This is a genomic window from Deltaproteobacteria bacterium (assembly GCA_016180845.1).
Taxonomy (GTDB): Bacteria; UBA10199; UBA10199; order JACPAL01; family JACPAL01; genus JACPAK01.
Genome location: JACPAK010000001.1, coordinates 449037 through 473680, shown reverse-complemented (window position 1 = coordinate 473680; position 24644 = coordinate 449037). Strand labels below are relative to the sequence as shown.

The window sequence follows — 24644 nt, the reverse complement described above, 5'->3', positions numbered from 1 at the left end:
CCCTTCAATTTCTCTCCTGTTTTCTCAGAGTGGAGACTCTTGTCCGTTGGCATAGCGATTGCTCCCTTTTCTCTGATCAAGGGGGAAATATGAAGAAACCTTTCATTCGATGGATCGTCTTTTTTATTATTTTGTTTGGCCAGACAATGATCGGCAGATCGATGTTTGCGGAGGCTGCTGAATGGGAGGACAGCGTCGTTGTCTTGCTCGCAAGATTCGAAAATCCGAAACAGTCTTCAGTAACTCCAGTACAGGTCCATAACATGGTTTTTGGAGAATCAGGCTCTTTGAAGGCCTTCATGGAGGAAAACTCTTATGGTCGAGAAACGATCTTTGGGGAGGTCCATGGGTGGTATACCTTGCCACGGCCGACACGCGAGCAGTGCCTCAAGCATGATGACGCCTTTGAAGATGAAGTTGTCCAACAGGTGGTGGATCGGGCGGACGATGATGTTGACTTTTCACTTTATCGGCATCTGATTGTGATTTTTCAGGCGACACCTTGTTTCGGAGGAACCGCTGGTGGAGAGTCGATCCGGCTTGAATCCGACGATTATGACGGCACCAAGGGATTTAAGCTCGTTACCATCAATGGTCGATTGAGCCTCTTTACCCTCGCCCATGAATTTGGACACAACTTGGGACTTGATCACGCCTATGCCTATGAGTGTGGTGATGTCAGTACCATAACGCCCTTGCCCCCTGTTTATCCCCCTCCGCTTTGGGAGTGCCAGAGATGGGAATATGAGGATCATTACACAACAATGGGGACACGGGCGATGCACCACAACGCCCTTTATAAGGAGTATCTGGGATGGTTCGATGAGGAGCATCAATTGATCGAGGTCACAGAGAGCGGTACCTACACGATCCAACCCATTTCCTCTCAAAAAGAAGGGATCAAGGCGATCAAGATCCTGAAAGAAGACGGCCCAAATGAAATTCAACCTCTGGGGCCGATTTATTACTACCTGGAATTTCGGCAACCGATCGGTTTTGATGCCGTGCTCCCGCTCAATCACCCCACCTATGGCGGACTCCTGATCCATCAAGGAGGTGACGACTATAATAGTAGCTCCAGTGATCTTCTTGATATGACCCCCAACTCTCACCCCCATTATACCGACCTCTTGATTGAAAACGACTTCCTGGGAGCGAGGGATTTTTTTGATGCTGCCTTGGCGGTGGGTCAAGTCTATCAGGATGATGATGCGGGGATCGAAATAAAACCGTTGGCGATTACGGATGAGGGGATTATCGTCAATATTTTCATTCCGCAAAGGCCATGAATGCTGAACTACGACAATGAATTTTAGGGAAACTTTTTCGTTCAATGCCGCAATCATGCTCAGACGTTTCCTTGTCTTGCCGGAGACTTCTCCGTGGATTTTTTCTCCACGCGGCGCCCAGCCAGACTCTCTTTGTAGATTCTCATTCACCCCGCTTTCATCGAGATAAACAAGATTATTCAAAGGAATGTCTTTGATTTCCTCAAGAAAAGTTTGCCGATTCTTTAAGTGCAAACCGGGAGACCTTCTGGAGCACGTGAAGAAATGAGGCTTGACTAGTATATCATTACTGATATACACTTTTTATGCCCTGGACGGTCATCTTTAAAGATCCGAAGCGGATCGAGAAGGCTGTTGATAAACTAAGACCATCAACCCAGGTTGCTTTTCGTCAGGCCATCCAGGATATGAATACAGAAGGCCCCTGCCCGAGGGGGTGGAATGTGAAGCCGTTAAAGGGCGAGATGAGTGGATTGATGAGGCTTTGTCTCGATCACCGGCATCGGCTGATCTATTCGGTCTCACAGGGGGCTTTGACCATTTTGGTCATTGAGGTCAGCACGAGAGAAGGGGCTTACTGAAGGAGGATCGATTATGACTCTGAATGTTGCAACAAGTCTGGGAGCTATCAAGGTCACCCCCCGTTTTAAAATTTCCAAGAGGCTCCGAAAGAAGATCGAGGAGAGTCTCAAGCTGGCCGTTGATGAAACAAAGCCGGTTGAGGAACTCCTTGCCAAGATCAAGAAACGAATCCCGTGGGTTGACTCGCCTCGTGGTGCCCTTGTCGCCTATATGACGGGCCAGTCCTGGACGCAAAAGAGGCTTGCAAAAGCGACGGGCATCCCCCAGGGGAACATCTCAGCCATGATCTCCGGCAAGAGACCGATCGGACCGGCAACGGCCAGGAGATTGGCAGAGACCTTTGGAGTTGATTACCGAAAATTTCTTTAAGTCATAACGTGGCTAGGGTCGCTCCCGACAGATATTTATACTACACTAGGATTCGCCCTTCGCCTAAATGCGCTGTCAGGTACGGCTCAGGGCGTCAGCGCCTCACTGCCGCTCGCCGGAATTGGCTCGCTTTTCCTCGCTAATCGCTCGGCGTTCAGCGCCGTTCTCATCCTAGCAATTACTGTCATTAATGCACCGGCTCCGAAAGGAGCAGGTGTATTAATGCTGAGGAGCTAGGATTCGAACCTAGATTCCCTGGGTCAGAGCCAGGTGTCCTGCCGTTGGACGACTCCTCAATTCTATTTAAGGGGAGATACCGCTCTCCCCTTAACAACCCCATCTGATTGTAACTATTTCACCGCTCATTCCGCTTGTTCGGACGGAGTCAATCCGATCCGAACAATGCTCATTCGCTATAAATCTTCCCCTTCATGCCCTCTCTTGGTGGTGAGTTCAAGTATGAAAAATCCACGTGAGGGCTTGCCATCTGCTTTCAAGGTGATAGGAACTGGTTATCTCGACATGAAGGGGGAAAAATGTCTGAGAACGTCTCTTCATCGAATGCCTCTCGACCAAAATGGGGTTTTGGAAACGGTCCGCTTCTCCTGGCCGGTGGTCCGGCACCAGGGGCAAAACCGGATGATTCCTTTTTCATTGCTGGTGGATTGGTCGCTGTCTTCGCCCTCGGCTGGCTTCTTCGGGGGGGGCGATTAAGCCATCAGGCTATCAGACCTCCGATTTTGAAACGTGTTCTACCCTCATCAATTTCTGAAGCGAAAAAATTAGAGCTTCTTGCCAAGGCGCGTGAGGCATCAGAGAGGGGGTATCGTCCTTACTCAAACTTTCCTGTCGGCGCGGCCCTGCTGACCAAGGATGGGAGGATTGTTACCGGATGCAATGTCGAAAACGCCAGTTACGGACTGACCCAATGTGCCGAGCGTGCCGCCCTCACCGCCGCAATCAATGGGGGGCGCAGAAGGGGGATTTTGTCGCGATCGCCCTCTCGACCCCTCGGAATCCTCTGTCGGCCCCAATAAACCTCAAAACCCCCTGTGGCTCCTGTCGTCAGGTCATGATCGAACTGATGGGAGAGGATGCGCTTGTCTTGATCGAGGGGGCCGGAGAGTTTACGGTAGGGGAACTTCTCCCGTTTGGTTTTAGATTATGAACGATTATGAAAAGATGAGTTTATGCAGCAACTCCTGTTTGTTTGTCCCACTCACCGCGACCTTCGGGAAATTCGGAAAACAGGCCTGGATCGACGACACCATGTAACCTTTCATGGAGAGGATGCGAGTGAGCATCTCGATAACTTTGACCCCTTGGCCTACATCGAAGAGGTTTTGAAAATCTGCCGAAGGCAGAAGGTCGATGGAATTATCAGTACGGATGATTATCCAGGGAGTATTATTGCGAGCCTCTTGGCGAGGGAACTTGGACTCTCTTCGCCAAAACCCGAAAAAATCCTATTGTGTCAGCACAAATACTACTGCCGGAAGGCCCAGGAAAAACTAGTTCCCGAGGCGACACCCCGGTTTTTCTGGATCGATCCAAAAGAGCGAGATTCTTCAGTGCCGAAACTCCCATTCCCTTTTTTTGTCAAACCGGCCAAATCTTTTTTCTCGATCCTGGCAGAGCCGGTCTCCAATCCTGCCGATCTCGAAAGACAGATTGAACTTGCAGACTCACATCTCTCTTCGTTTGTGCGCCCCTTTAATCAGCTCTTAAAAAAATACACAGATTTCTCTCTCCCTGCGAATGGTCTGATTGCCGAGGAGATCCTGGAAGGAGACCAGGTAACCATCGAGGGCTTTGTTTTCGAATCCAAGGCAATGATTATCGGAATCGTTGACTCCGTGATGTACCCTGGGACACGCTGTTTTCGAAGATTTGATTACCCCTCACAATTAGGGCGTCATGTTCAGGAGCGAATGGGAGAAATTGCTCAGAGGTTCATTGAAGGGATTGGTTTCGATAACGGAATTTTCAATATCGAGATGATGTACAATTCAAAAAAAGATTCGATTCATATCATCGAGGTCAATCCTCGCCTTTGCTCCCAATTTGCGGACCTCATGGAGAAGGTCCATGGGACCAATACCTATGAGATCCAGATAGCACTCGCCCTGGGAAAGAAACCCAGGTTTCAGAGGGATCGGGGTAAATTTAGGGTCGCCTCCAGTTTTGTCTTGCGAACCTTTGAGGACGAAACGGTCCATCGACTTCCTTCTCCGGAGGAGATCGCTAGCCTGGAAGAAAAATTTCCGGAGATCCGTGTTGAGATTTTTGGACGGATCGGTCATCGTCTTTCGGAAGAGCTTCAGGACGGGAAGAGCTATCGTTATGGTCTAATCAATTTGGGAGGAGATACTGAGAAGGAGTTGGCAGAAAAATTTCTAACCTGTCAGGAAGGACTTCGTTTTCTATGGACAAGGCGGAAGTAATCGAAATTCTGAGTCAGATCGGAACGCTTTTGGAGCTCATCGGCGAAAATCCTTTCAAGGTTCGCGCCTATTACAATGCGGCAAGAACCTTGGAGGGAAGATCTGAATCAATGGAAGAACTCGTAGGGGCGTATGGCCATACGCCCCTACTCCAGGACCTTCCCGGATTTGGCGAGGCATTGACCGAAAAGATCACCATCCTCGTCACGACGGGAAAACTCAAATATTTTGAAGAGCTCAAGAAAAAGGTCCCAGCGGGACTTCTGGAAATGATCCGAATCCCGGGACTTGGTCCGAAGAAGGTGAAGGCACTCTATGATCAACTCAAGATCGACACGATCGCCAAGCTTAAAGAAGGGTGTGAGAAGGGAAAGATTCGTTCCCTGGAGGGGTTCGGTGAAAAGACAGAAAAGAAGATACTCGATGGAATTCAGCACCTGAAGGTTTATGCGGAGCGCCGACGTTATGACGAGGCGTTGGTGGCAGCCCTTCCGATGTTAGAAAGGCTCAAGAAGGACCCGAAGGTGATTCGAGCCGAAGTTTGTGGTTCGATGCGCCGCCATCGGGAGACGATCGGAGATATTGATATCCTCGCCAGCTCTAAAGATCCTGCCTCGGTCATGGAGAGGTTTGTCACACTCCCTGAGGTGGAATCTGTCGTGGCTCATGGGGGAACGAAGAGCGCCATCACCCTGAAGAAGAATGGGGTTCAGGTCGATTTGCGCGTGGTATCGGATGTTGAGTTCCCGTTTGCGCTCCATTATTTCACCGGTTCCGCCGAACACAATACCCAGTTACGGACATTGGCAAAGGAATTTGATCTGAAACTCAATGAATACGGCCTCTTCAAGGGCACAAAACGGATTTCATGCAAGGATGAGTCAGAGATCTTCAAAAAATTGAAGCTGAGTTATATCCCGCCCGAACTCCGGGAAGGGATGGGAGAGATCGAGGCAGCAAAAGAGGGGAAAATTCCTGACCTTCTTGAATCAAAAGATATCCGAGGTGTTTTTCATATCCATTCTACCTGGAGTGACGGGACGGCACCGCTTGAGGAGATGGTGGCCGAGGCAGAACGTTTAGGTCTTGAGTATATCGGGCTTTCTGATCATAGCCAGTCAGCCTATTACGCAGGGGGATTGAAACCGGATCGACTGAAAGAGCAGGAGAAGGAGATTGAGAGACTTCGGAAAAAATTCAAGATCCGGATATTTTGGGGGACAGAATCAGATATCCTGCCGGATGGCTCTCTCGATTATCCCGAAAAAATTCTGGAGCGGTTCGATTTCGTGATCGGTTCCGTGCATTCCTCTTTTACGATGCCGGAATCCGAGATGACGATGCGGATTATCAGGGCATTCAAGAACAAATACTTCACCATGCTGGGACATGCAACGGGCCGGCTCATCCTCCAGCGGGAGGGGTATGCGGTCGATATGAAACAGGTGATTCAGGCAGCTGCTGACTATCGGAAGGTGATCGAGCTCAATGCAAATCCCCATCGGTTTGACCTCGATTGGAGACTTGGACCTTTTGCGAAAGAAAAAAAGGTCAGGGTTTGCATCAATCCGGATGCGCATTCTGTCGAAGGGATCGCTGCCTACCTTTACGGAATCGGTATTGCTCGAAAGGGGTGGTTCACTAAAAAGGATGTGCTTAATTCACTGTCGGCCCAAGAGATGGAGCGCTATCTTCGGACGAAAGCCGCTTGAGGTATCGCAAAAGAGCCCCTTCCATTTTTTCATTCTCTGCAACAATAGCCGCTGCCGCCGCCTCTAAAAGTTCTTCCGGACAGGGACGACGGATCAGGACGACGAAATTTTTTAGACGCGGCTCACTATAGGTAAGGATAATTCGCTTACGCCCTCGTTCATCCACCCTCGCCTCAAGTTGTGAGACGAGTTTGCAAAGATTATTCGAGGATTGGGAACCCTCGTTGATTAATTTTTCAATTTTTTTTTCGGGTGGTTCTTCTTTGATGGGGATTGTCTCCCCGTTCGAGAATCGGTTGTAGGCCTCTTCAATAAAAGACCGGATCTTATGCCGGTCCCACGGTTTTTCCAGATAGGCCGAGATCTTGGCCTTCTCGAACGCCTCTTTTTTTAAGTCGGCATCGCCGTAGGCAGAGAGGATCGCCCGCACCGCTTGCGGGGAGATCTGTTTTACTTCTGTCAAAAAATCAATACCGGTGGTCTCCGGCATGTTCTGATCGGCAATGACGAGGAAGACATCATGTTCCTTGAGAATCTTGATCGCCTCAGAGGCGGAAGAGGTGGTCAGGATCAGCCAATCCCCCCGGAAGGAACGCTCGAAAAGGAGCCTGTGAGAGGCCTGGTCATCCAGGTAAAGGATCGCTTTCTCAGCGCTTTGGTAAACTCCCTCCACGTCTTTATCATCGGCGGGAAGGGGGGTTAAGTTGCTAGCTGCAGTGTTCTTGCTGGAATTGGTAAGAAGTTAGATCAATGATGAGCCCCGTTAAAAGGCCGGCGCCAAGGCCAATAAGTCCCCATACGAGTAGCCCTTTCTTCGTAATCGATGGCCTTGGATATGGTTGTAGGTCAGGAGGCTCATCAGTTGCAGCCCGGGTTACGACCTTGATCATGGCGACGTAGGTCATAAGGCTCACCGCTGAGAAAAGAGGGGCACACGTTTGTATCGGTCCCCAGAATGAGGTTTGTCGGATCGAGGTGCAGCTCGCCTCATAGGGGTTAGTCGGGACTGGTGGAGAACAAGCCGGTTGATCGATTGATAAGGAAGGATCTGGGCATCCTCTGGTTGCTGATTTTGTTGGTGGAACGTTTGCCACGTCTACTCCGGCAGAGGTTGTTTCAGTTCCTTTTCGATTGCCGATCTATTTCGAATGACACACCTGCCATCTTGAGAGCATTGAACTTGAACCGAAATCCTCTTTGGCGAAGTCGGTATCAAAAAAATCTGTGGCTCCAGGAGTGCCATCATAACAATTCCAAGGAAAACAGCACCGCCGTAAAAGATCCCGAAGCGCGGGGTGAAGCGTCCAAGCAACAAACCGACAAGTACTCCCGACGCATGCAGATAACCATTCAGGTGAAGACCGCTTTGAACATCTGCCCAAAGCAGATCACGAACCTCTTGATCTTCGTAAGTCATCCCCGGGTAACGTCGTGCCGTGGCATCACCATTATAAAGCCCCGCAACTCCTCCTGCCAAAATAGGAGCCAGAATAAAACCGATACTGCCCACTAAATTTGCCAAACCGGTCATTCGATTGGCTCCAAAATTCAATGATTTAGGACGAGAAAGGACACCGAAGTTCGCCTTGGGATTAAATATCTCATTCAGAACGAGTGCCCCTGCACCACCAAGAAAACATAGAAAACCCTCCCGGATTGTCTGAAAGTCTAACTGTCTCGTCTGAATGTTATGACCCATGCGACCTCCGTTTTAGTTCTCGACCGAATCACTGATATGTTGCTACCGAGTATAGCCCCCCGAAAAGGGCAACAGCCACAATCCCGATTCCAATTGAAAGCCTGTTTTGGAAACGGATCTCTCGTCTTCTTTCCAAGAGATGTAGCAGGAGTCGATCCACCAGAGGAATCTGGTCCTTCACAACATCAGAATGGGTAACCAATCTCATTCCCCATTCTCCGACAGCTTGTCGTGAGGGGATGCAGCCGATTTCTTGTTGTATGTGATAGACGACGTTTGGGACATCCTCGGCATGAACAGCTGATGCAAGTCTATCGAGCCGAAGAAGTTGTAGGCCCAAGGTACCCGCATGCCGATCTCGCCCATAGAGCAGTCCCTTTAATTCTTTATATCTTTCGACAATCAATCCAACCTGCTCATAACATGGAACGATATCACCATCGTGAATAGGGGGCATGAATCTCTTGTTCCCTTCAAAGGCAACACGGAACTCTCTTGCTGCCACCTCAGCCCGCACCACATAGGCCGTCGCGACCCTTTTGATTTCCCCAAGATGATTCAAGGCACTATCGATTTGATCAATTCGGCTCATTTTTCATCCCAGTTCTCGGCCTTTTTTGGAAAAGGTTGTTAAGTTCTATTCGGGAAATTATTGAGTCATTATTCGAAAAACCGTTGGAGGGAATTCTCTGCAGAGCACCAGATCACCTGTTGCTGGTTTGGTGTGAAGTGATCTTTGCAAATATCAGGGTAGTAACTCATGAAATTCCGAAAATCAGGTTGAGGGATCTCACCCTCTACTGGAGAACATTCAACCGTTTCACAATTATCAGATGCCACACATCCATTCTCATTCACCCAGAGGGGACCAGGGTCATCGGGGGTATCCGGGATAAAATCTCCCCCAGGCATATGCGTATGAAGAAGTCCGAAACAATGACCGATTTCATGGGTCCATGTGACAGAATTGGCACTCTCCTCAGCAATAAATCCGTAGTGGCCGAGCGTGTAAGCGAGAGCGGGCCCTGTGATTTGATCGACAATGAAGAGACTCAAGGCACCATCGATGAAATAGGAACGGATTCTCTCAAGACTCTCTTCTCGTCCCTCATCAAGATCAATTTCGTATATTGAATCATCTGGTAGATTCACCGTCTCTTCGAGGAAAAACTGGATCCGCATTGGCTTAAAGGTCTGATTCAAACCCGACAGATTTTCGAGAAAATCTGTCGCGGAATAACCGCCAGTTCCATCGGACCGCGTCACCCTTTGAAAGACGACAGGAAAATAGATTGTTTCTGCAGGGAGGTTAAAATTTGAAAAAACGTTTGGTTCATGGCAGTCTAACTCCCCCTCTGGTGAGACCTGAGACTCCCCGTCATCCAATGCCTCTTTAACAATGCAGGAGGTGGTAAGTCCTGCAAAGACCGCTCCCCATATTACTTTCATGAGCTTATCCTCGATGATGTCGAGGGAAGGTTGTGCCAAATTCAACGATGAGTTGATTCATTTTGTTAAGTCGACGACAGACCTCTCGGGCGAGATTCAGGATGATCATGATGTAGGTATCCTTATCTTCTAAATAAACTTTCTGAAGGTCAGAGCTCCGGAGTGTAAGGGTCCGGCAGGAGGTAAGCGTCCTTACCGTCGCAGATCGGGGAAAGATCCCGATGAGTGACATCTCCCCAAACATCGATCCTGCCACTAGGATCGTGAGGCGCCTTGAATGTCCATCGGTTTTTTTGAGGATCTCCATCTTCCCCTTTTGAATCAGATAAAGGCGATCGTCGATCTCCCCCTCTTTCACGAGGATCTTGTTTGCGGGATGGTTTGAGGGGGTCAGGTATCTGGAGACAACCTTGAGGCCCTCAGGTGTCAGGCCCCCGAAGGCGGTCATTTCGGAGAGCCATTTTAGATTTGGTTTCATTCAATAAACCCCATCAATAGTTAGATACTGCTCAACAAGCTCGCGAACCTTAAGGCTCCAAAAACCGCTGACATTCCCTTCCGGAAGACCTGTAATCGTACAATCATTGCTGGAACCTGAACAAGTTGCCGAGATTGAACCCTCCAGATCCTCTACCGTCAGATGGGCGATCGGGTCATCGATCGAATCATTAACGAATTCAAGCAGCCGTGCGCTGTCTATGTAAAGCTCTATCCCGGTCAATCTGTCATCCTCATCAAAATTGTAAGTCACGGCACTGACAGCGCTTCGAGGGTCATCATCCGCGACCATCCCGTAATACCATTCTTGTTCAGCATTAATAGTGATCGTCTTTTCCCCTTCGTCAAGACTCTCTTCCGCATGGATACTTCCCTTTTTTTCAAGAAGCTCTCTCAATTTTTCGTAGTCTTGGACAACAAGAAGATCTGAGGGGCTCTCTTCCAAATCATCTTCCAGATCAGTCTCCAAAATCCAATTTTCAAATGGGCATGAGATCCCATTCAGGTTTTCCAGGGTGCTCCCATCATCTCCAACATAGGAATAGTATCTCCTATTGCCAAAGGTCAGCTTGACATGTCGGGCGATCTCGCCGGAAGGGGGCTTCAGAGGACCGAAAATCTCTTCCCAGTCTCGAAGGGTCATCGGTGTCCAGGTCATTCCCTTAGACGACACCTCAAAGGGTGTTTCCCCTTGATAAGAGACAACGAAGGTTCCTTTTTGAAAATTCGTTGAGCAAATAATGACCCTCTTCGCCCTTTCCTTTTTGGACAACGTTAAAGTCTCTGAGTTGTTCGAAGGGATTGGTCTCCTGGAAAAGGACGTTTTGTGTGGCCTATTCTCTGATTGACTTGAGGGGATCTCATGGAGGGCCGTCGAAATATTTCGATGTAATAAGAGAGCTCCTGCGACAACCCCGATCCCAAGTCCTACCAGCAGCAGGGTCGATGCCTTTCTTTTGGTTGAATCAGTGATGATGAGGCCGAGTGCGATGCTGGCCCCAAGCTCCGACCAGCCCCTCGTCTCCTCTCTACAGGTCCTGCGAAACTCGCGCGGCTCCATTGAACGATTTTTCTCCGGTCCAAGGCTTCCCTTCGAAAAACCGCTCAGTCTAAAAGTGGCGCTCAAACAGGTTCTCGGACCTTCCGAGAGAAGACTTCGGGGCTGATCGTTTGTTATATTGATTTCATTAGGTGTCGAAACAGAAGACCTCAGCAGAAACGGTGTTATTCCAATCGGAAGCATCTCCCCCTCACTTGCCCAGAAGATCGGAGACGAAATGTGGAAAGTTGCTTAACTAATCTGAATGGTGGCAAGAAACTGCTGAAATGGACGATAGTAGATATCAAACTGCTCCGCGGGGAAGCTTCCAGTCAGGTTGATGGCGAGGTTCCCTTTCAAAAGGGTGACCTGGACCTGCTTTACCATCTGACCCGGCTTGATATCAGGGACAGGGCCACCACCACCGCCAAGCATCTGTTTCATCGCAGAGACATCCCAGGTACAGACCATCTGCATCGCCTTATTCCCGGCAATGATGATCTCCCTCTCGTCGGAAATCTTGAAGTCCCGAATCCCCCTCTTCACGATCGATTCCTTGATCTTTGCAAAATATTCCTTGAGGGCAATCGGCTGAGGGAGATACTCCTTCGTCATGATAATGTTCGGTTTGACGTTCTTATCCGGCGAAGGGATCGTAAACGTGACCATCCCTTGGTCTTGCCAGCTCGGTGGGATTTCACATTGAATATTATTTAGGAGGAATTTCCCCATTGATGTGGTTAGTATCATCGAAGATTTTGCTTGTAAAGAAGGCTTTTTAGAGATGCCAAAAATATTCAAGGTTACAAATAAGGAGAAGGGGGAAAGACTGGATCGGTATCTCCAGAAAAAGACCGGTCTTTCGCGCAAGAAGGTCAAGTCACTGCTGGATCAGGGGAGGGTCTATATCAATGGTCGCAAGGTCGTCATCGCCTCCTGGGCGATAACCCCTGAGACCTCCATTGAGATTCAGGAAACTCCATGGGAGAGAAATCCCGCTGCCAGCGAACATTTCCTCAAGGTTGTTTATGAAGATCCCGATATTTTGGTGGTGGATAAGGCCCCCGGCATCCTGTGTGAGCCTTCCCCCCTCGCAACAAAACCGACACTTGTTGAGATTATCAATGCCTATTTCAAAAGACGCTCTCCCCATTTGAAAGGACACTATCTGGGTCTTGTCCACCGACTCGATCGGGATACCTCAGGGCTCATGGTTTATACAAAAAAGCGGGAGGCAAATCGTCTTACCCAACAATTTCGGCGTCATACCATCGGTCGACGGTATCTGGCTGTTGTTTCCGGTGCGGTGGATAAGGAATCAGGGAAGATCGAAGGGTTTCTGAAAAAAAATCCCCTTTTAAAAGGGGGGCAGAAGGTTCAGGGCTCGACACGCGCCTCAGGTCAATACGCAGTCACCCACTGGCGTCTTCTTGAGCGATATCCGAACGCCTCTCTTTTAGAAATCAATCTCAACACAGGTCGCACGCATCAGATCCGGGTTCATCTCGCCGAGATCGGTCATCCGGTTTTGGGTGATCGTGTTTATGGGAACTCAGCAGTCCCCTTCCCCCGCCAAGCACTCCATGCCTGTTACTTGAGTTTTCATCATCCGATGAATGGCGAGAAGTTAGAGTTTAATTCGAAACCGCCCAGGGATATGAAGAGATTGGTCGACCACTTGAGGCTTCATGTTTAGATTTTTTTAATCACTGTCTCTTTGCCGATCCTCGTGGTCCGATCCATTTCAATGATCTCTCCCCTTTGCGTCTGATCAAATACCTGATTTGCCTCGCTGCGATCGCGATCCAGTCGTGTCGTGCGCAGAAGATCGGGAAGACCTCCGGGCCCACAAAGAAGGAGTTCAGACTTTCCATTTGAGTTGAGATGACCTGAGACGACACGCCAGGTATTATTTCGGGGGGCCGCTTCGCGGACTTCCCCCCCGAACCCCCCGTCCTGACTCGCTCGCGCGGAGTGAATCCGACGCTCGCTCGTATCCTCCTTGCCCAACAGCAGGTACGAGCACTTCAAATAATCCTTTCGAATACCGACGAGGTGATCGAGCCTCTGGATCCATTCGGGTCGTTCCCATTCAATATAGGTGTGGCACCAATCTCGATCATTGACCTTCAGCATGGGACAAGATGACTGATGGAGGCAAGGGGCATAGACGAATCCACTTTTTCGATGGAGGATTTCATCATGAAGTTCCATAAGATCACGGGTTGTGAGTCTCAAAGCCGGTTCCATGATGAGAAGTTTCCCCTCTGATTTAAGATGCCGCCCCAGGAGGTTTTCCACGAGCGACAACCGTCTCGGTTTTGGGATCTCACTCAAGGCATTCAAAGAGAGGATAAGGTCTGCCTGTACGGAACCGAGTGATTTTGAAAAATGGGTGATGTCACCAACCTTTATCTCGAGATGAGATTCGATTGGCAATCCTGTTCTTTTCAAATGATTGAGGATTTCTTCATGGAGATTTTGGGCGTCTCTCAACGCCTCACGATTTTGGTCAATGAGGATCCAACGAATCTGTAGGGGCGTATGGCGATACGCCCCTAAATTCTTCAACCAATTTTCTAACCACAACATCACCCCAAACATCCCGGTTCCCGGGCCACTGCCGATGTCGAGGATGGTTAAATCCCCCCCACCCCCCTTTGACAAAGGGGGGCAAGGGGGGATTTTTAGCAACGCCGCAACCTTCAACGCGTTCACCGGAAGAAAATAAAGCAGGTAGCCCGATCGGAGGTCCTTTTGATTAAAATAATTTCTTGGGAGCTCACCGCGCTCAGTCGTGAAGAATTCGTTGAGACGTCGGACCCCTCTGGCAAAGAAGCGGTAGTCCCCCTCGGTAAATCCCTCACGGTCGGCAAAGCTTTTTTTGCGCGTGTCGGCGTAAAAAGTTTTTTTTACGTACCGTTTAAGGATCTCTTCCCAGTAGAGAGGGATTTTCTGGAGAGACACGACTAGATCGTCTGCACTTCGTCATAATCAGTCACCTTGATTTCGTGACCCGATGAGGCGACCTTTTCTAAAATGATCCTGTAGCCATCGACCTGATCGATCTCGTGGATCCCGTCGATATGCATCTTTTTTTCCTTGAAGAGAGTTTTTTCTTTTGCCTTTTGTTTTGCCTCGTGACGATCGGTGGCAATTACATAAAAATTGTGATGCCCCTCGAAGATATTCGGTGAGGCCTCGGCAAGACCCTGATCATAAAATCCGCAGTGAATGAGGAAGAGCTTCATCGGAACTCTTTCTTATAGAACGGCTCCTCAAATGGCAAGTGGATGATGAACCTGCTTGCCTTAACGACCTCAATGATTTAAGGGAGGGCAGGTTTATTTGCCGGGATGGTGGAATGGCAGACACGTACGTTTAAGGGGCGTATGGGGAAACCCGTGGGGGTTCGAGTCCCCCTCCCGGCACAAATCTATTTCTTTTGCTCAGATTCGATTGGGGGAGTTTCCTGGGGAGTTGTTCCCTGCTGAATCGGCACCTTCTCCAACACACTTCGGTCAGAGCCCTGTCGTGAAAGTTTTGAGAGGCCTATTGAGGTCAGCAAGAAAAGGATCGCAATAGCGGTTGTGATCTTGCTCAAAAAAGTTGCGGCACCGCGAGGACCAAAAACGGTTTGCGATCCCCCCGCACCAAAGGCAGCACCGATATCGGCCCCTTTTCCTGCCTGAAGCAGAATGGTCCCAATAAGAAAAAAACAGAGGAAGTAGTGCAAGATGGAAAGAATTGTTTGCATGAAGTCTCCTTATTCTTTTGAACGGACAATCTTTACAAATTTTTCGGCTGAAAGGGAAGCACTCCCTACGAGGACCCCATCGACATTTTTTACCTGGAAAATAGTCTTTGAATTCTCCGGCGTGACACTTCCTCCGTAGAGGAGGCGGACACCATTCGCTGTCGGGGCATCGTACCCTTTTGCCAACAAATCCCGAACGAACTGATGAGCTTGCTCGATTTGGGCTGTCGTCGCTGTTTCCCCTGTCCCGATCGCCCAAACCGGTTCATAGGCAATGACGAGATCCTTCAGATCTGGCATGTGGAGCTCCCGAAGTCCCTTTTTGATTTGTCGTTCCAGGACCATCTCCATTTTCCCAGAACGTCGTTCCTCCGCCGTCTCGCCAATACAAAAGATCGGGATCAGTTCCGACGCAATCGCTTCTTGAATCTTTCGATTAACCGTCTCGTCTGTTTCACCGAAGTAACGACGCCTTTCGGAGTGACCGATAATCACATAGGCACACCCCACATCTTTCAGAAACGCAGGTGAAATCTCGCCTGTATAGGCCCCCTCTGACTCCCAATGCATATTTTGGGCGGCTAATTTAAACGGAGTGTCTTGAAGAACGACCTGCACGGAATACAACGCCGTAAAGGGAGGGGCGACGGCGATTTCCACAAGGCTGAAGTCCTCGATTTTGTTCTTTAACTCAGTAACGAGTTTGAGACTTTCCTCAATCGTCCCGTTCATCTTCCAATTAGCAACAGCAAGGGTTTGCATTATAAAATCTCCAACGCCTTCAATCCCGGCAATTCCTTCCCGTCAATTCGCTCGGACCCCGCTTTGGGAACAGCGGGGATCCTCGCTTGAAACAAGGGGAGATACCGCTCTCCCCTTGTTCGAACCCCATCTGATTCCTTAAGTTGCTTCCAACGCCTTCAATCCCGGCAATTCCTTCCCCTCCAAGTATTCCAGTGTAGCACCACCACCCGTCGAGAGATGCGTGATTTGGGGGGCAACGCCAGCCTGTTTGCAGGCGGTGACACTCTCTCCTCCTCCGACGACAGAGGTGATTCCTGGCTTCGCGATCGCCCGAGCGATCTCAAAAGTCCCCTCAGCGTAAGGCGGGATTTCAAAGATCCCCATCGGGCCATTCCAGAAAATTGTTTCGGCATTTTGCAAAATCTTTCGATAGGCTGCCACTGCTTCGGGACCGATATCGACCCCCATGGCATCGTTACGGATCTGAGACACCACTTCAACAGGTGACGGCTTCTCGCGATCAAGCTGGAAGACAACCCGATGATCGACAGGGAGATGAATCTTGACCCCTCTTTCCGTAGCGCGCCTCAGCACCTTTTGGGCGAGATAGATCTTATCCTTTTCCACCTTGGACTGACCTACATCATGACCCAAGGCAGCGAGAAAGGTATAAGAAAGTGCCCCACCGAGGAGAAGCCCATCGACGCGACTCAAGAGATTTTCAATAACACCGATCTTGTCTGAAACCTTGGCGCCACCGAGAATCGCATAAAAAGGTCTTTTTGGATTTGAGAGGAGTTTCCCGAGAGTCTCCAATTCTTTTCGGATCAGAAAGCCAGCGCTTTTTTCCTTAAAATGAATCACCATCCCTGCGGTGGAGGCGTGGGCACGATGCAGTGTCCCGAAGGCATCAGTCACATAGATGTCTGCCAATGAGGCCAGTTTTTGAGAGAAGAGAGGATCGTTGGCCTCCTCCTCAGGGTGGAAACGAAGGTTTTCGAGGAGAATGACCTCCCCCTCCTTCAGTTCGTGCACGAGCTTACGAACCGCGTCTCCGACAGAAGACTCCGGAAAGATAACCTCCCGACCCAAGGCGGCTGTGAGATATTCACCGATGGCAAGAAGGCTCAAGGCAGGGTCTCGACCCTTCGGTCTTCCGAGATGAGAGGCGAGAATCAACCGCGCCCTCTTTTCCAGGAGATAGCGAATTGTTGGAAGAGCCTCCTGGATACGACTGTCATCGAGGATACGACCTGCCGAATCGTAGGGGACATTGAAATCAACACGAAGGAAGACGCGTTGTGCCGCAGGGTTTAGGCTGTCAACATAGCGGATCATTTTAGTTGAGGTGTTTGCCGATCAGGATGGCAATATCCAGCATCCGGTGTGAAAAGGCGGTTTCGTTGTCATACCAGGCCAGGACCTTCAAAAATTTTTCGTCGATGACATTGGTGAGCAGGAGGTCGACAATCGCTGATTCCCAGGAACCATTGAAGTCAACCGATACCAGCGGTTCATGCGAAGTCGTCAGAATCCCTCGATAGTCTTTTTCCGCCATCCTCTGGAAGAGATGATTGACCTCCTCTTTTGTCGTTGATTTCTTAAGCTCCACAACAAGATCAATGAGGGAAACATTGGCGGTCGGGACCCGAACTGCGAGACCATCGAGTTTCCCTGCGACCTCAGGCACCACAAGCCCAATCGCCTTTGCCGCTCCGGTGGTTGTCGGGATCATGGAGAGACCACCAGCCCGTGCCCGACGGAGGTCTTTGTGATATTTATCCAGAATCTTCTGGTCGTTTGTATAGGAGTGGACCGTCGTCATGAAGCCTCGCTCGATTCCAAAATGATCACTTAGAATTTTGACCACTGGGGCGAGACAATTCGTCGTACAGGAGGCATTGGAAATAATATGGTGTTTCTTCGAGTCATAGGTCTTGTCGTTCACTCCGATAACAAGGGTGATATCGGGATCTTTTGAAGGGGCGGAGATGATGACCTTTCTCACACTTCCACGGAGATGTTTTTCGGCCATCGCCTTGCTCGTGAACTTCCCGGTGCATTCCAGAACGACATTGACCCCATGCGCCTCCCACGGAATCTCCTCGGGTGAGGAGGAGGAATAAAGGACAATCTTTTTAGAACCGCCGATCACAACACTGTCACCCTCAGCTCGAAGATCGGCATGAAGGCGACCATGAACCGAGTCATACTTAAGGAGGTGGGCAAAAGAGGCCGCCTCGGTCTTGTCATTGATCATGACAATATCGAGCCCCTCGAAGTTTCGCTCAACCCAGGCACTCACGATTCCTTTGCCGATCCGCCCAAGTCCGTTAATTCCAACCCTTATCGCCATAAATGATTCCCTAGAAAGAAGGCCGAGTATATAGGCTCTAAATCAGACGTCAACCCCTGCCATGCTTGGATAATTCTTCCTCAAAATACTTTTTGTAGAGGATTTCCCATTCGCGACTCCCCACAACGATATTTCTTTTCAAGGAGGCGATCTTTTCCCGAGCGACCCGATCGGCCTCCTCCTCTGTCTGAAAATAGTCGGTCAAGACCCGTTTGATCTCCCTCAAGGCCTTGTCTTCGTCAGGATAATCAACCAGGTCATCGTTATAGAGTCGATTGTGGATCAAATGCGCGAGATGATTGAGTCGGTCATCCGAAATCATAAAATAAAATTCCTCTCCTTAGCGACCTGTTTCTTGATCATCTGATAGGCCCGCTGCGGATCGACAGAACCGCTTGCCATCTGGTCGCGGAACTTTTCCATCAACTTCTTGACCTCTTGTTCGATCATCATCTCCTCATCGATATTTTTCTGGATCACCGACTCAATCCTCTCCGAGATCCGAGCCTCATCAGCCTTCAGCGAACACCCTGATTTTTTAAGTGCTGCCGTGACCGCTCGGGCAAGTTTTGTGATCTGTTCTTTCTTCAGATGCATAGCGAGGGTTCTACTCGATAACCCTCTACCGGATCAATCAAATTGAATTGCTTGACTTTTTGCCCCGCCAACGAATGATGGCGATATGATTGTTGTCATGAAGGTTGGGGCGAGCAAGAAGCAGATCGACACTGTCATTCAGGGAGTCAAAAAATTAGGGTTTAAGTCCCATCCAATCCATGGGGAGGATCGGTTTGTCATCGCCTGTATCGGACATGAGAAGAAAAAACAGGATCTCTACGACCTCCAGAGCCTCGAGGGGGTCGAGGCGATTGTCCCGATCAGCAAGCCTTACAAACTGGCAAGCCTCGAAACCCACAAGAAACCAACGGTGATTGCTGTTGGGGATTCGGTCAAGATTGGTGGGACCGAACTTTGTATCATGGCAGGTCCCTGCTCTGTCGAGAGCGAGAATCAGATTTTGGAGACCGCAAAGGCGGTCAAGCAGGCGGGGGCCCATATGCTGCGAGGGGGGGCGTTCAAGCCAAGGACATCGCCGTATGACTTTCAAGGTTTGGAGGAGGAGGGGCTCAAACTATTGGCGAAGGCGCGTGAGGCGACCGGGCTTCCTATCATTACAGAGGTGATGGGGCCTGAGGATGTGGATCTCGTGGCCCAGTATGCCGATGTCCTGCAGGTCGGCGCGAGGAATGTCCAAAATTTTCCCCTCTTGAAGGAACTCGGCCAGTGCCAGAAACCGGTTTTCTTAAAAAGAGGGATGTCGGCAACGATCAAGGAGTGGCTCCTCTCAGCAGAATACATCCTGACAGGGGGCAATCCGAACGTCATGCTCTGCGAACGCGGGATCCGAACCTTTGAAACAGCGACACGCAATACCCTCGATATCAACGCAATCCCGGTCGTGAAGTCACAGACCCATCTGCCAATTATTCTTGATCCCTCCCATGGGACAGGGAACTGGTCATATGTGATCCCGATGGCGCTTGCCGGTATTGCGGCAGGTGCTGATGGGGTCATGGTCGAGGTCCACCCGCGTCCAGAAGAGGCGCTCTCCGATGGAGGGCAGTCCCTGACCTTCAAGAGATTTAAGGAATTAATGACCCGTCTTGCCCCTATTGCCAAGGCGGTTGGTCGAGAGCTCTAACAGCCTAAAAAGACTGAAAAACATTAACATCAACATCTATTAGCAACTTTTTCCCTTCGATGCCGATCATAATCTGTGAGTACAGGAGGGAAAAAATTATGTCTATGTCACGAGCAACACTAGTCAGAAACTTTCTAACCTTGGTCGGTGCCGGGATCGCTATCGCTTGTGCGGGGAGGAGTAGTGATAGCAGCCCTTCAGACGGTGGGGCCGATGCGATTGGTGGAGATGGGGGGGATTCGGGAACAACCCCGCCAGTTGTCACAACAGCTACCCCGGATATGGGGCCAGCAAACGTTGCCCCTGATCCGGATGCGGGGGCTCCTTCTGCAGCTGTTCCTGACGAGGTTTTTTATGTTTTAAGGGGTACCACGCCTCGTGATGGGGCCTCGGCTCGTCGTTTCCTCTTGGGTGATAGTTCACCAAGTCTCTTTGGTTCGGGATTTCGCTACAATTCAGTTTTTAAGGCACATGGTCCTTCAGCGACCAGCGATGGAAGGGTTTGCGAATTGTCATCCAGCGGTGGGGCGGATGTTGCCTACAACGCCTATGTTCGATGCTTTGAGAAAAACGCAGATGGGGAATATGTTGCCTCTTGGGAAAATCGTGGGGATGCTGATCCCTCTGATGGTCTGGCCCCGGAGAGTATTGTTGAAGGCAGACTGGTTCTCGGAGAGAGTGTCATTGGTGATGCGGCGATGGAGATGTTTACTGACGGAGTTTGGGCCTATTTTACACGGTACAGACTTGGCCAAGTCGTTGCGGTCAATTTAGCAGATGGGATGGTGTCGGCTTATCTGCCGGTAAATAACCGTGGCTGTATGGGACCAACGGCGATTGTGGAGGGAGGAGGCCTTATCTACACCTTTGCAGAGGCTGCTGATGGGACAGGACGGGCCTGTGTGATCAATCCGAGTCTCGATGAGAAGGTGGCCCCCGAATTAGGCGAAGAACTTGCCTTAACAGGAAACCACCCGAAGATGGCTGTGGATGTGGGAGATAATAGGATGCTCATTGTCGCTTCGGGTCCTCTTAACGACCTCACCGCGCCAGTTGTTCGAGGAGTCGAAAAATTTAACTATGAAGAGACGGATGAAACGCCTGCCTCTGAGGGGATTCTTTGGGATGGTGTGGCGCTTTGCTCCGGAGTCGAAGAAGGACTTGAAGGGTGTACCTCAGCCATTCCCCTTCATATCTCGTACTCCCAAGCGCTCGGGATGGGAGCGGTGACGTTCATGTATCCCGGTGCCGGTTTGGGGGATATGGAATACAGAGTACGTCTCTTCACTTCAGAAGGTGAGGGAGGGACCCGGATGTTTGCACTCGGAGCGGTTGTCTTCTCTCAATCGAGAATTCAATCAACAGAGCCAACGTCTCCAGGTGGGATCGAAGGGACCGCCTTCATGGATGGGACACATATCTTCATCACCCATCGACGGGGCGCCCATACCTACAACATAGAGACAGGAGAACTGACAGAAGTTGCCGGGATCGGGGCCGATGGTTTTTCCCCAAACGGGGCACCGGCTGTTCTGCCAGGAGGAGATGAGGAATCATTATGAAGAAGATTATTATTTTATTCGTTGGAATGATCGGGATCGGGATCCCCTTGACTGTCGGGGCCCCACCTTCTTCTGGCATCGGGGCGCTCTGCTATTACATCGAAGATCAATGTGAGCCGATTGAGCGTCCGGATCCAGCCCGATGTCCCAATGAACTCGTTGCGATCTATGACAACGATTGCACCGATGAGGATATCGATGGCGATCGAACGATTAACTACGAAGATGTCGACATGGATGGTGATGGCCTCGGGGACTTAAGCGAATTTTCCACTCTAGGAACTAATCCCACAACCCCCGATACCGATGGAGATGGGCATTGTGATGGCACCAGAAATGTCTGTCGCGGGAATGGTGGAGCGTGTCGCGGGGAGATGACCGACTTTGTGATCTGTCAGTCACCCGATGGTGTCAAAGATCCCTGCCCGGCAAACCCAGCGATCGATGGGACGACAGCAGTTGAGAGCTATGCAGACTGCCAGCTGATCCGTCAGGTGGAAACAGTCGTCGAAACAACCGTTGAGAGAGAGACGGTAGTCATTGTGGTCGATCCCGATCTCGATAATGACGGGATTTGTGATCAGACCAGTTTGGTAAATGAGAGTGGTGTCTCCCTCGATCCAGTGACAGGGAATCAGGTCTGCAGCCTCTTTAATGGGGCCGCCGATAACTGCCCCTTTACGGCTAACGCAGACCAAGCCGATGTCTGCAATCGATCAGGTTCTACTTCATCGAATCAGACCTCAACAGGTGGACAAACCAATTCAGAGAGTCAGGGCCCGACAGCTCCCTCAAATACAGGTGGTGGTTATGCCGGCTCGGATGTGGAGGCAGACGTCTCCGTGGGCGGGGCTGGCGGCTGTAGCCTGATTTCTTTTAGAAAGAAGTGATGAAGAAAATTCTGTTTCTCACAATCACCACTTTTTTACTCCTGAGTGGGGCGATTTCGGCCTCTCCCAACTCCGGGATCGGTGCTGTCTGTTACTATCTGGAAGATCTTTGCGAGCCGGTGGAACGTCCCGATGCTGATCGTTGTCCCGCTGCCTACCTTTCCCTCTACGATTTGAATTGCAGTAATCAGGATAGCGACGGCGATCGAACGATTAACTACGAAGATATCGACATGGATGGTGATGGAGTAGGCGATATGTCAGAAATTCAATCGCTCGGGACAAGTCCCGCCTCTGCGGATACCGATGGGGATGGGCATTGTGATGGGACAAGAAATGTCTGTCGCGGAAATGGTGGTGTCTGCCGCGGTGAAATGACCGACTTCTTTCTTTGCCATTCTCCCAATAACCTGGCCGACCCCTGCCCTGCCAATGCTGCGATCGATGGGGCAACCCCAACAAACAGCTTTGAGAACTGTCAGATTATCCAGGAGGTTGTGACAACCCCGGTGACACCGGTGGAGAGGGAGCGAGTTGTTATCGTGACAGATCCTGATTACGACAATGACGGGATCTGCGATCAGATCGAGTTTGGATCGAATGGCACGAATATCAGTCCGACAGGTGAGGTCATTTGCGGACTTGCTGCGGGTGGAAAGGCAGATAACTGTCCTGTGACAGCGAATGCCGATCAGCTTGACACCGATGGAGATGGGAGCGGGGATGTCTGTGATCAGAATCCGATTCCTCCCCTTCAGCCCTCCGAAAATCCGAATGATCTCGATGCGGATCGTGTCCCTGACGACCTCGAACGGAATCTTTACGGGACAAACCCCAACAAAAAGGACACGGACGATGATGGACTGACTGACCTTCAAGAGATTGAGGGACCTACTTTTCAGAACGGGGCGGGACCTTTGGATCCCGATCTCGATTCCGATGGTGTTCTCGACGGGATGGACAATTGTCCGCTTGTCCCAAACACAGATCAGCAGATATCCGCCGGCGAAAATCGTGGTATCGCCTGCCACGATGATTATGATGGTGATGGGGTAAAAGACACTAATGACAATTGTGTTTATTTCTTTAACGAGGAACAAATCGATCGTGATGATGACAAGATGGGCGACGAGTGTGACCTCTTGCCAGGGGGGCCAGGTCAGTCGTTGTCTCGACCAGTCTCAGCAGGTGGGCGCGGCGGATGCCAACTCATTCGTGAGCCTTAAGAACGCGAAGCAGATTTTCACCTAAAACCGATCGAATCTCTTCTTCCTTCCAACCGAAATCCAAAAACATCTGAGTCAGCATCGGAAGTTTCGAGGCGTCCTCGAGACCATGAACCGGGACGATCGCCCCGTCGAAGTCACTTCCCAACGCCAGATGGCGTGCCCCGACAAGCTTTCTGACATGCTCAAAATGCTGGAGGAGATCGTTCATCCCCCCCCTTTGTCCCCGACAAAGATAACGCCAGGCAAAGATAATCCCGATGACACCATTGGTCTTGGCAACTGCCCTGATCTGGTCGTCATCAATATTTCTCCAGAGGGGACGCACGGAAGAGATACCGGTATGACTGACAATCACCGGTTTGTCGGAGATTTTCGCGGCGTCCAAGAAGGACTGACGTCCGACATGGGCTAAATCGATCATCATGCCGATACGGTTCATTTCGTTGACGACCTCATGACCAAAACGAGTCAAAGGGGTCTTGGCATCCGCTCCGACACCCCCAGAAGGGGTGCAAATCCGATTCTTCGTCAAGTGGGCGAGACCGATGTACCCCACACCCAGATCAAAGAATTTTTGAACGTTATGGAGATCCGCTTCAATATTGTGCCCCCCTTCGACACCGAGGAGTATCGCAATACGCCCTTTTTGATTCGCCTCGAGGATCCCCTGAGCCGTTGTTGCCAACTGGAGGTCTGAAGAATTTTCCGCAATTCTTTTTTTGATCAGCGCCGCCTGACGGAGACAGGATTCGAAACAGCCCTTTTCTGGATAGGGGAAGGTTCCTAACACCAAAAACTGTCCCTTATACCCCCCCTCCCGAAAACGGGGGATGTCGCAATGGAAGAAGCCGAACTTCCCGGGGAGGCCTGGCGTATGGCTCTTCTCGATCCGATACCGGACCCATTTCATCGGCATCGTCGTATCGGCATGGAGGTCAATCACGAGAGAGGATCGGTGGAGTTCAATCGCCTCCTGAGAGGGCTCCCGTGTCAGAGACAAACGACCTCCATAACCTCCCCAGGATTTTTCGAGACATAGGATTTGGCGAGGGTTGAAAGGCGGGCGAATTTTTCCTTTAGATTCCAACGCTCGGAGGCGGTCTTTGCCTGATCGAAGAGGGATCGGATTGATTGAACCAGCTCTGGGTGAGAGATCAGCTCGGGAAGATGCTGATAAAAATCATCAATTCCATGCATTCGGGCATAAAGGATAAGCCGGTTTGCAAACTCTCGGGCAAGCCTTATAGAGGTTCCTGATCCGTTGGTGATCAAGACATCTCCTGATTCGTAGTTGGTCAGGGTCATTTGAGACATCGGAGTTCC

28 protein-coding genes, 2 tRNA genes and 1 pseudogene are annotated in these 24644 nt (G+C 50.3%); 13 read left to right on the top strand and 18 right to left on the bottom strand.

Annotation, left to right across the window (positions count from 1 at the left end):
• The first annotated feature begins 89 nt into the window (after positions 1–89).
• The 4 genes from HYT76_02505 to HYT76_02490 all read left to right on the top strand — a co-directional run bounded on the left by HYT76_02505 (position 90) and on the right by HYT76_02490 (position 2240).
• Complete coding sequence (locus HYT76_02505) at positions 90–1289, top strand: hypothetical protein (protein MBI2082416.1); 1200 nt, start codon at positions 90–92, stop codon at positions 1287–1289.
• A gap of 187 nt (positions 1290–1476) precedes the next feature.
• Positions 1477–1557, top strand: coding sequence for a helix-turn-helix domain-containing protein (locus HYT76_02500; protein ID MBI2082415.1), 81 nt, complete (start codon positions 1477–1479; stop codon positions 1555–1557).
• A 37-nt stretch (positions 1558–1594) separates the two neighbouring features.
• The gene (locus HYT76_02495) at positions 1595–1870 is read left to right on the top strand and encodes a type II toxin-antitoxin system YoeB family toxin (GenBank protein ID MBI2082414.1); all 276 of its coding nucleotides are present in this window, start codon (positions 1595–1597) and stop codon (positions 1868–1870) included.
• A 13-nt stretch (positions 1871–1883) separates the two neighbouring features.
• Positions 1884–2240, top strand: coding sequence for a helix-turn-helix transcriptional regulator (locus HYT76_02490; protein ID MBI2082413.1), 357 nt, complete (start codon positions 1884–1886; stop codon positions 2238–2240).
• 225 nt (positions 2241–2465) lie between these two features.
• Here the strand turns inward: HYT76_02490 and HYT76_02485 are convergent.
• Positions 2466–2536, bottom strand: a tRNA-Gln gene (locus HYT76_02485).
• Between the two features lie 240 nt (positions 2537–2776).
• On the opposite strand from HYT76_02485, the pseudogene HYT76_02480 reads away from it, so the two are divergent.
• From HYT76_02480 to polX, 3 genes and pseudogenes are all read left to right on the top strand, one after another.
• Positions 2777–3408 (top strand): annotated as a pseudogene (locus HYT76_02480) (cytidine deaminase).
• Positions 3409–3430: 22 nt separating this feature from the next.
• Entirely contained in the window at positions 3431–4684 is a 1254-nt protein-coding gene (locus HYT76_02475; protein MBI2082412.1) for an ATP-grasp domain-containing protein, read from the top strand.
• Positions 4666–6396: a DNA polymerase/3'-5' exonuclease PolX gene (gene polX, locus HYT76_02470; GenBank protein ID MBI2082411.1), complete on the top strand. Its 1731-nt coding sequence runs from the start codon at positions 4666–4668 to the stop codon at positions 6394–6396. Before HYT76_02475 ends, polX begins: the two co-directional genes overlap by 19 nt.
• Here polX and HYT76_02465 read toward each other — a convergent pair.
• The 7 genes from HYT76_02465 to HYT76_02435 all read right to left on the bottom strand — a co-directional run bounded on the left by HYT76_02465 (position 6341) and on the right by HYT76_02435 (position 11813).
• A complete protein-coding gene (locus HYT76_02465) occupies positions 6341–7069 on the bottom strand; it encodes a response regulator (protein MBI2082410.1) in 729 nt (242 codons plus the stop codon). The genes polX and HYT76_02465 overlap by 56 nt on opposite strands.
• 423 nt (positions 7070–7492) lie before the next feature.
• Positions 7493–8095 carry a hypothetical protein gene (locus HYT76_02460; GenBank protein MBI2082409.1) on the bottom strand — a complete coding sequence of 201 codons (603 nt, stop codon included), beginning with the start codon at positions 8093–8095 and terminating at the stop codon, positions 7493–7495.
• Positions 8096–8123: 28 nt separating this feature from the next.
• The gene (locus HYT76_02455; protein ID MBI2082408.1) at positions 8124–8687 is read right to left on the bottom strand and encodes a hypothetical protein; all 564 of its coding nucleotides are present in this window, start codon (positions 8685–8687) and stop codon (positions 8124–8126) included.
• A 68-nt stretch (positions 8688–8755) separates the two neighbouring features.
• Complete coding sequence (locus tag HYT76_02450; protein MBI2082407.1) at positions 8756–9583, bottom strand: hypothetical protein; 828 nt, start codon at positions 9581–9583, stop codon at positions 8756–8758.
• Entirely contained in the window at positions 9549–10022 is a 474-nt protein-coding gene (locus HYT76_02445) for a cyclic nucleotide-binding domain-containing protein (protein MBI2082406.1), read from the bottom strand. Before HYT76_02445 ends, HYT76_02450 begins: the two co-directional genes overlap by 35 nt.
• Positions 10023–11285 carry a hypothetical protein gene (locus HYT76_02440; GenBank protein ID MBI2082405.1) on the bottom strand — a complete coding sequence of 421 codons (1263 nt, stop codon included), beginning with the start codon at positions 11283–11285 and terminating at the stop codon, positions 10023–10025. It abuts the gene before it with no gap.
• A 48-nt stretch (positions 11286–11333) separates the two neighbouring features.
• On the bottom strand, positions 11334–11813 hold the full coding sequence (locus HYT76_02435; protein MBI2082404.1) for a DcrB-related protein: 480 nt from the start codon (positions 11811–11813) through the stop codon (positions 11334–11336).
• 52 nt (positions 11814–11865) lie between these two features.
• On the opposite strand from HYT76_02435, the gene HYT76_02430 reads away from it, so the two are divergent.
• A complete protein-coding gene (locus tag HYT76_02430) occupies positions 11866–12777 on the top strand; it encodes an RluA family pseudouridine synthase (protein ID MBI2082403.1) in 912 nt (303 codons plus the stop codon).
• On the opposite strand, the gene HYT76_02425 is transcribed toward HYT76_02430, so the two are convergent.
• Together HYT76_02425 and HYT76_02420 are read right to left on the bottom strand one after the other, a co-directional pair.
• Complete coding sequence (locus HYT76_02425) at positions 12774–14048, bottom strand: hypothetical protein (GenBank protein MBI2082402.1); 1275 nt, start codon at positions 14046–14048, stop codon at positions 12774–12776. The two genes, HYT76_02430 and HYT76_02425, sit on opposite strands and share 4 nt — an antisense overlap.
• 2 nt (positions 14049–14050) lie before the next feature.
• A complete protein-coding gene (locus HYT76_02420) occupies positions 14051–14332 on the bottom strand; it encodes a DUF1543 domain-containing protein (protein ID MBI2082401.1) in 282 nt (93 codons plus the stop codon).
• Positions 14333–14431: 99 nt separating this feature from the next.
• Between HYT76_02420 and HYT76_02415 the strand changes: the two genes are divergently transcribed.
• Positions 14432–14512: transfer RNA gene (locus HYT76_02415), tRNA-Leu, on the top strand.
• A 5-nt stretch (positions 14513–14517) separates the two neighbouring features.
• Here the strand turns inward: HYT76_02415 and secG are convergent.
• From secG to HYT76_02385, 6 genes are all read right to left on the bottom strand, one after another.
• The gene (secG, locus tag HYT76_02410) at positions 14518–14838 is read right to left on the bottom strand and encodes a preprotein translocase subunit SecG (GenBank protein ID MBI2082400.1); all 321 of its coding nucleotides are present in this window, start codon (positions 14836–14838) and stop codon (positions 14518–14520) included.
• A gap of 9 nt (positions 14839–14847) precedes the next feature.
• The gene (locus HYT76_02405; GenBank protein ID MBI2082399.1) at positions 14848–15600 is read right to left on the bottom strand and encodes a triose-phosphate isomerase; all 753 of its coding nucleotides are present in this window, start codon (positions 15598–15600) and stop codon (positions 14848–14850) included.
• A 138-nt stretch (positions 15601–15738) separates the two neighbouring features.
• Positions 15739–16920: a phosphoglycerate kinase gene (locus tag HYT76_02400; protein ID MBI2082398.1), complete on the bottom strand. Its 1182-nt coding sequence runs from the start codon at positions 16918–16920 to the stop codon at positions 15739–15741.
• A 1-nt stretch (position 16921) separates the two neighbouring features.
• Positions 16922–17938: a type I glyceraldehyde-3-phosphate dehydrogenase gene (gene gap / locus HYT76_02395; GenBank protein MBI2082397.1), complete on the bottom strand. Its 1017-nt coding sequence runs from the start codon at positions 17936–17938 to the stop codon at positions 16922–16924.
• A 49-nt stretch (positions 17939–17987) separates the two neighbouring features.
• The gene (locus HYT76_02390) at positions 17988–18260 is read right to left on the bottom strand and encodes a DUF507 family protein (protein MBI2082396.1); all 273 of its coding nucleotides are present in this window, start codon (positions 18258–18260) and stop codon (positions 17988–17990) included.
• Positions 18257–18535 carry a DUF507 family protein gene (locus HYT76_02385; GenBank protein MBI2082395.1) on the bottom strand — a complete coding sequence of 93 codons (279 nt, stop codon included), beginning with the start codon at positions 18533–18535 and terminating at the stop codon, positions 18257–18259. The genes HYT76_02390 and HYT76_02385 overlap by 4 nt, the downstream gene beginning before the upstream one ends.
• 85 nt (positions 18536–18620) lie before the next feature.
• On the opposite strand from HYT76_02385, the gene aroF reads away from it, so the two are divergent.
• The 4 genes from aroF to HYT76_02365 all read left to right on the top strand — a co-directional run bounded on the left by aroF (position 18621) and on the right by HYT76_02365 (position 23318).
• The gene (gene aroF, locus HYT76_02380) at positions 18621–19640 is read left to right on the top strand and encodes a 3-deoxy-7-phosphoheptulonate synthase (GenBank protein MBI2082394.1); all 1020 of its coding nucleotides are present in this window, start codon (positions 18621–18623) and stop codon (positions 19638–19640) included.
• A gap of 98 nt (positions 19641–19738) precedes the next feature.
• Complete coding sequence (locus tag HYT76_02375) at positions 19739–21202, top strand: hypothetical protein (GenBank protein ID MBI2082393.1); 1464 nt, start codon at positions 19739–19741, stop codon at positions 21200–21202.
• On the top strand, positions 21199–22092 hold the full coding sequence (locus HYT76_02370; GenBank protein ID MBI2082392.1) for a hypothetical protein: 894 nt from the start codon (positions 21199–21201) through the stop codon (positions 22090–22092). Before HYT76_02375 ends, HYT76_02370 begins: the two co-directional genes overlap by 4 nt.
• On the top strand, positions 22092–23318 hold the full coding sequence (locus HYT76_02365; GenBank protein MBI2082391.1) for a thrombospondin type 3 repeat-containing protein: 1227 nt from the start codon (positions 22092–22094) through the stop codon (positions 23316–23318). Before HYT76_02370 ends, HYT76_02365 begins: the two co-directional genes overlap by 1 nt.
• Here the strand turns inward: HYT76_02365 and HYT76_02360 are convergent.
• Together HYT76_02360 and HYT76_02355 are read right to left on the bottom strand one after the other, a co-directional pair.
• The gene (locus HYT76_02360) at positions 23302–24321 is read right to left on the bottom strand and encodes a dipeptidase (GenBank protein ID MBI2082390.1); all 1020 of its coding nucleotides are present in this window, start codon (positions 24319–24321) and stop codon (positions 23302–23304) included. The genes HYT76_02365 and HYT76_02360 overlap by 17 nt on opposite strands.
• Complete coding sequence (locus HYT76_02355; protein MBI2082389.1) at positions 24312–24635, bottom strand: hypothetical protein; 324 nt, start codon at positions 24633–24635, stop codon at positions 24312–24314. The genes HYT76_02360 and HYT76_02355 overlap by 10 nt, the downstream gene beginning before the upstream one ends.
• Positions 24636–24644: the final 9 nt, after the last annotated feature.

What these genes read in the sequence shown, in the direction of transcription:
- HYT76_02445 (MBI2082406.1), bottom strand. Translation starts at nt 10,022, where the DNA reads ATGAAACCAAATCTAAAATGGCTCTCCGAAATGACCGCCTTCGGGGGC.
- HYT76_02495 (MBI2082414.1), top strand. Translation starts at nt 1,595, where the DNA reads ATGCCCTGGACGGTCATCTTTAAAGATCCGAAGCGGATCGAGAAGGCT.
- HYT76_02390 (MBI2082396.1), bottom strand. Translation starts at nt 18,260, where the DNA reads ATGATTTCGGATGACCGACTCAATCATCTCGCGCATTTGATCCACAAT.
- HYT76_02420 (MBI2082401.1), bottom strand. Translation starts at nt 14,332, where the DNA reads ATGAAGCTCTTCCTCATTCACTGCGGATTTTATGATCAGGGTCTTGCC.
- HYT76_02430 (MBI2082403.1), top strand. Translation starts at nt 11,866, where the DNA reads ATGCCAAAAATATTCAAGGTTACAAATAAGGAGAAGGGGGAAAGACTG.
- aroF (MBI2082394.1), top strand. Translation starts at nt 18,621, where the DNA reads ATGATTGTTGTCATGAAGGTTGGGGCGAGCAAGAAGCAGATCGACACT.
- HYT76_02400 (MBI2082398.1), bottom strand. Translation starts at nt 16,920, where the DNA reads ATGATCCGCTATGTTGACAGCCTAAACCCTGCGGCACAACGCGTCTTC.
- HYT76_02440 (MBI2082405.1), bottom strand. Translation starts at nt 11,285, where the DNA reads ATGCTTCCGATTGGAATAACACCGTTTCTGCTGAGGTCTTCTGTTTCG.
- HYT76_02405 (MBI2082399.1), bottom strand. Translation starts at nt 15,600, where the DNA reads ATGCAAACCCTTGCTGTTGCTAATTGGAAGATGAACGGGACGATTGAG.
- polX (MBI2082411.1), top strand. Translation starts at nt 4,666, where the DNA reads ATGGACAAGGCGGAAGTAATCGAAATTCTGAGTCAGATCGGAACGCTT.
- gap (MBI2082397.1), bottom strand. Translation starts at nt 17,938, where the DNA reads ATGGCGATAAGGGTTGGAATTAACGGACTTGGGCGGATCGGCAAAGGA.
- HYT76_02505 (MBI2082416.1), top strand. Translation starts at nt 90, where the DNA reads ATGAAGAAACCTTTCATTCGATGGATCGTCTTTTTTATTATTTTGTTT.
- HYT76_02375 (MBI2082393.1), top strand. Translation starts at nt 19,739, where the DNA reads ATGTCTATGTCACGAGCAACACTAGTCAGAAACTTTCTAACCTTGGTC.
- secG (MBI2082400.1), bottom strand. Translation starts at nt 14,838, where the DNA reads ATGCAAACAATTCTTTCCATCTTGCACTACTTCCTCTGTTTTTTTCTT.
- HYT76_02370 (MBI2082392.1), top strand. Translation starts at nt 21,199, where the DNA reads ATGAAGAAGATTATTATTTTATTCGTTGGAATGATCGGGATCGGGATC.
- HYT76_02435 (MBI2082404.1), bottom strand. Translation starts at nt 11,813, where the DNA reads ATGGGGAAATTCCTCCTAAATAATATTCAATGTGAAATCCCACCGAGC.
- HYT76_02455 (MBI2082408.1), bottom strand. Translation starts at nt 8,687, where the DNA reads ATGAGCCGAATTGATCAAATCGATAGTGCCTTGAATCATCTTGGGGAA.
- HYT76_02475 (MBI2082412.1), top strand. Translation starts at nt 3,431, where the DNA reads ATGCAGCAACTCCTGTTTGTTTGTCCCACTCACCGCGACCTTCGGGAA.
- HYT76_02385 (MBI2082395.1), bottom strand. Translation starts at nt 18,535, where the DNA reads ATGCATCTGAAGAAAGAACAGATCACAAAACTTGCCCGAGCGGTCACG.
- HYT76_02355 (MBI2082389.1), bottom strand. Translation starts at nt 24,635, where the DNA reads ATGTCTCAAATGACCCTGACCAACTACGAATCAGGAGATGTCTTGATC.
- HYT76_02365 (MBI2082391.1), top strand. Translation starts at nt 22,092, where the DNA reads ATGAAGAAAATTCTGTTTCTCACAATCACCACTTTTTTACTCCTGAGT.
- HYT76_02460 (MBI2082409.1), bottom strand. Translation starts at nt 8,095, where the DNA reads ATGGGTCATAACATTCAGACGAGACAGTTAGACTTTCAGACAATCCGG.
- HYT76_02500 (MBI2082415.1), top strand. Translation starts at nt 1,477, where the DNA reads ATGTCTTTGATTTCCTCAAGAAAAGTTTGCCGATTCTTTAAGTGCAAA.
- HYT76_02490 (MBI2082413.1), top strand. Translation starts at nt 1,884, where the DNA reads ATGACTCTGAATGTTGCAACAAGTCTGGGAGCTATCAAGGTCACCCCC.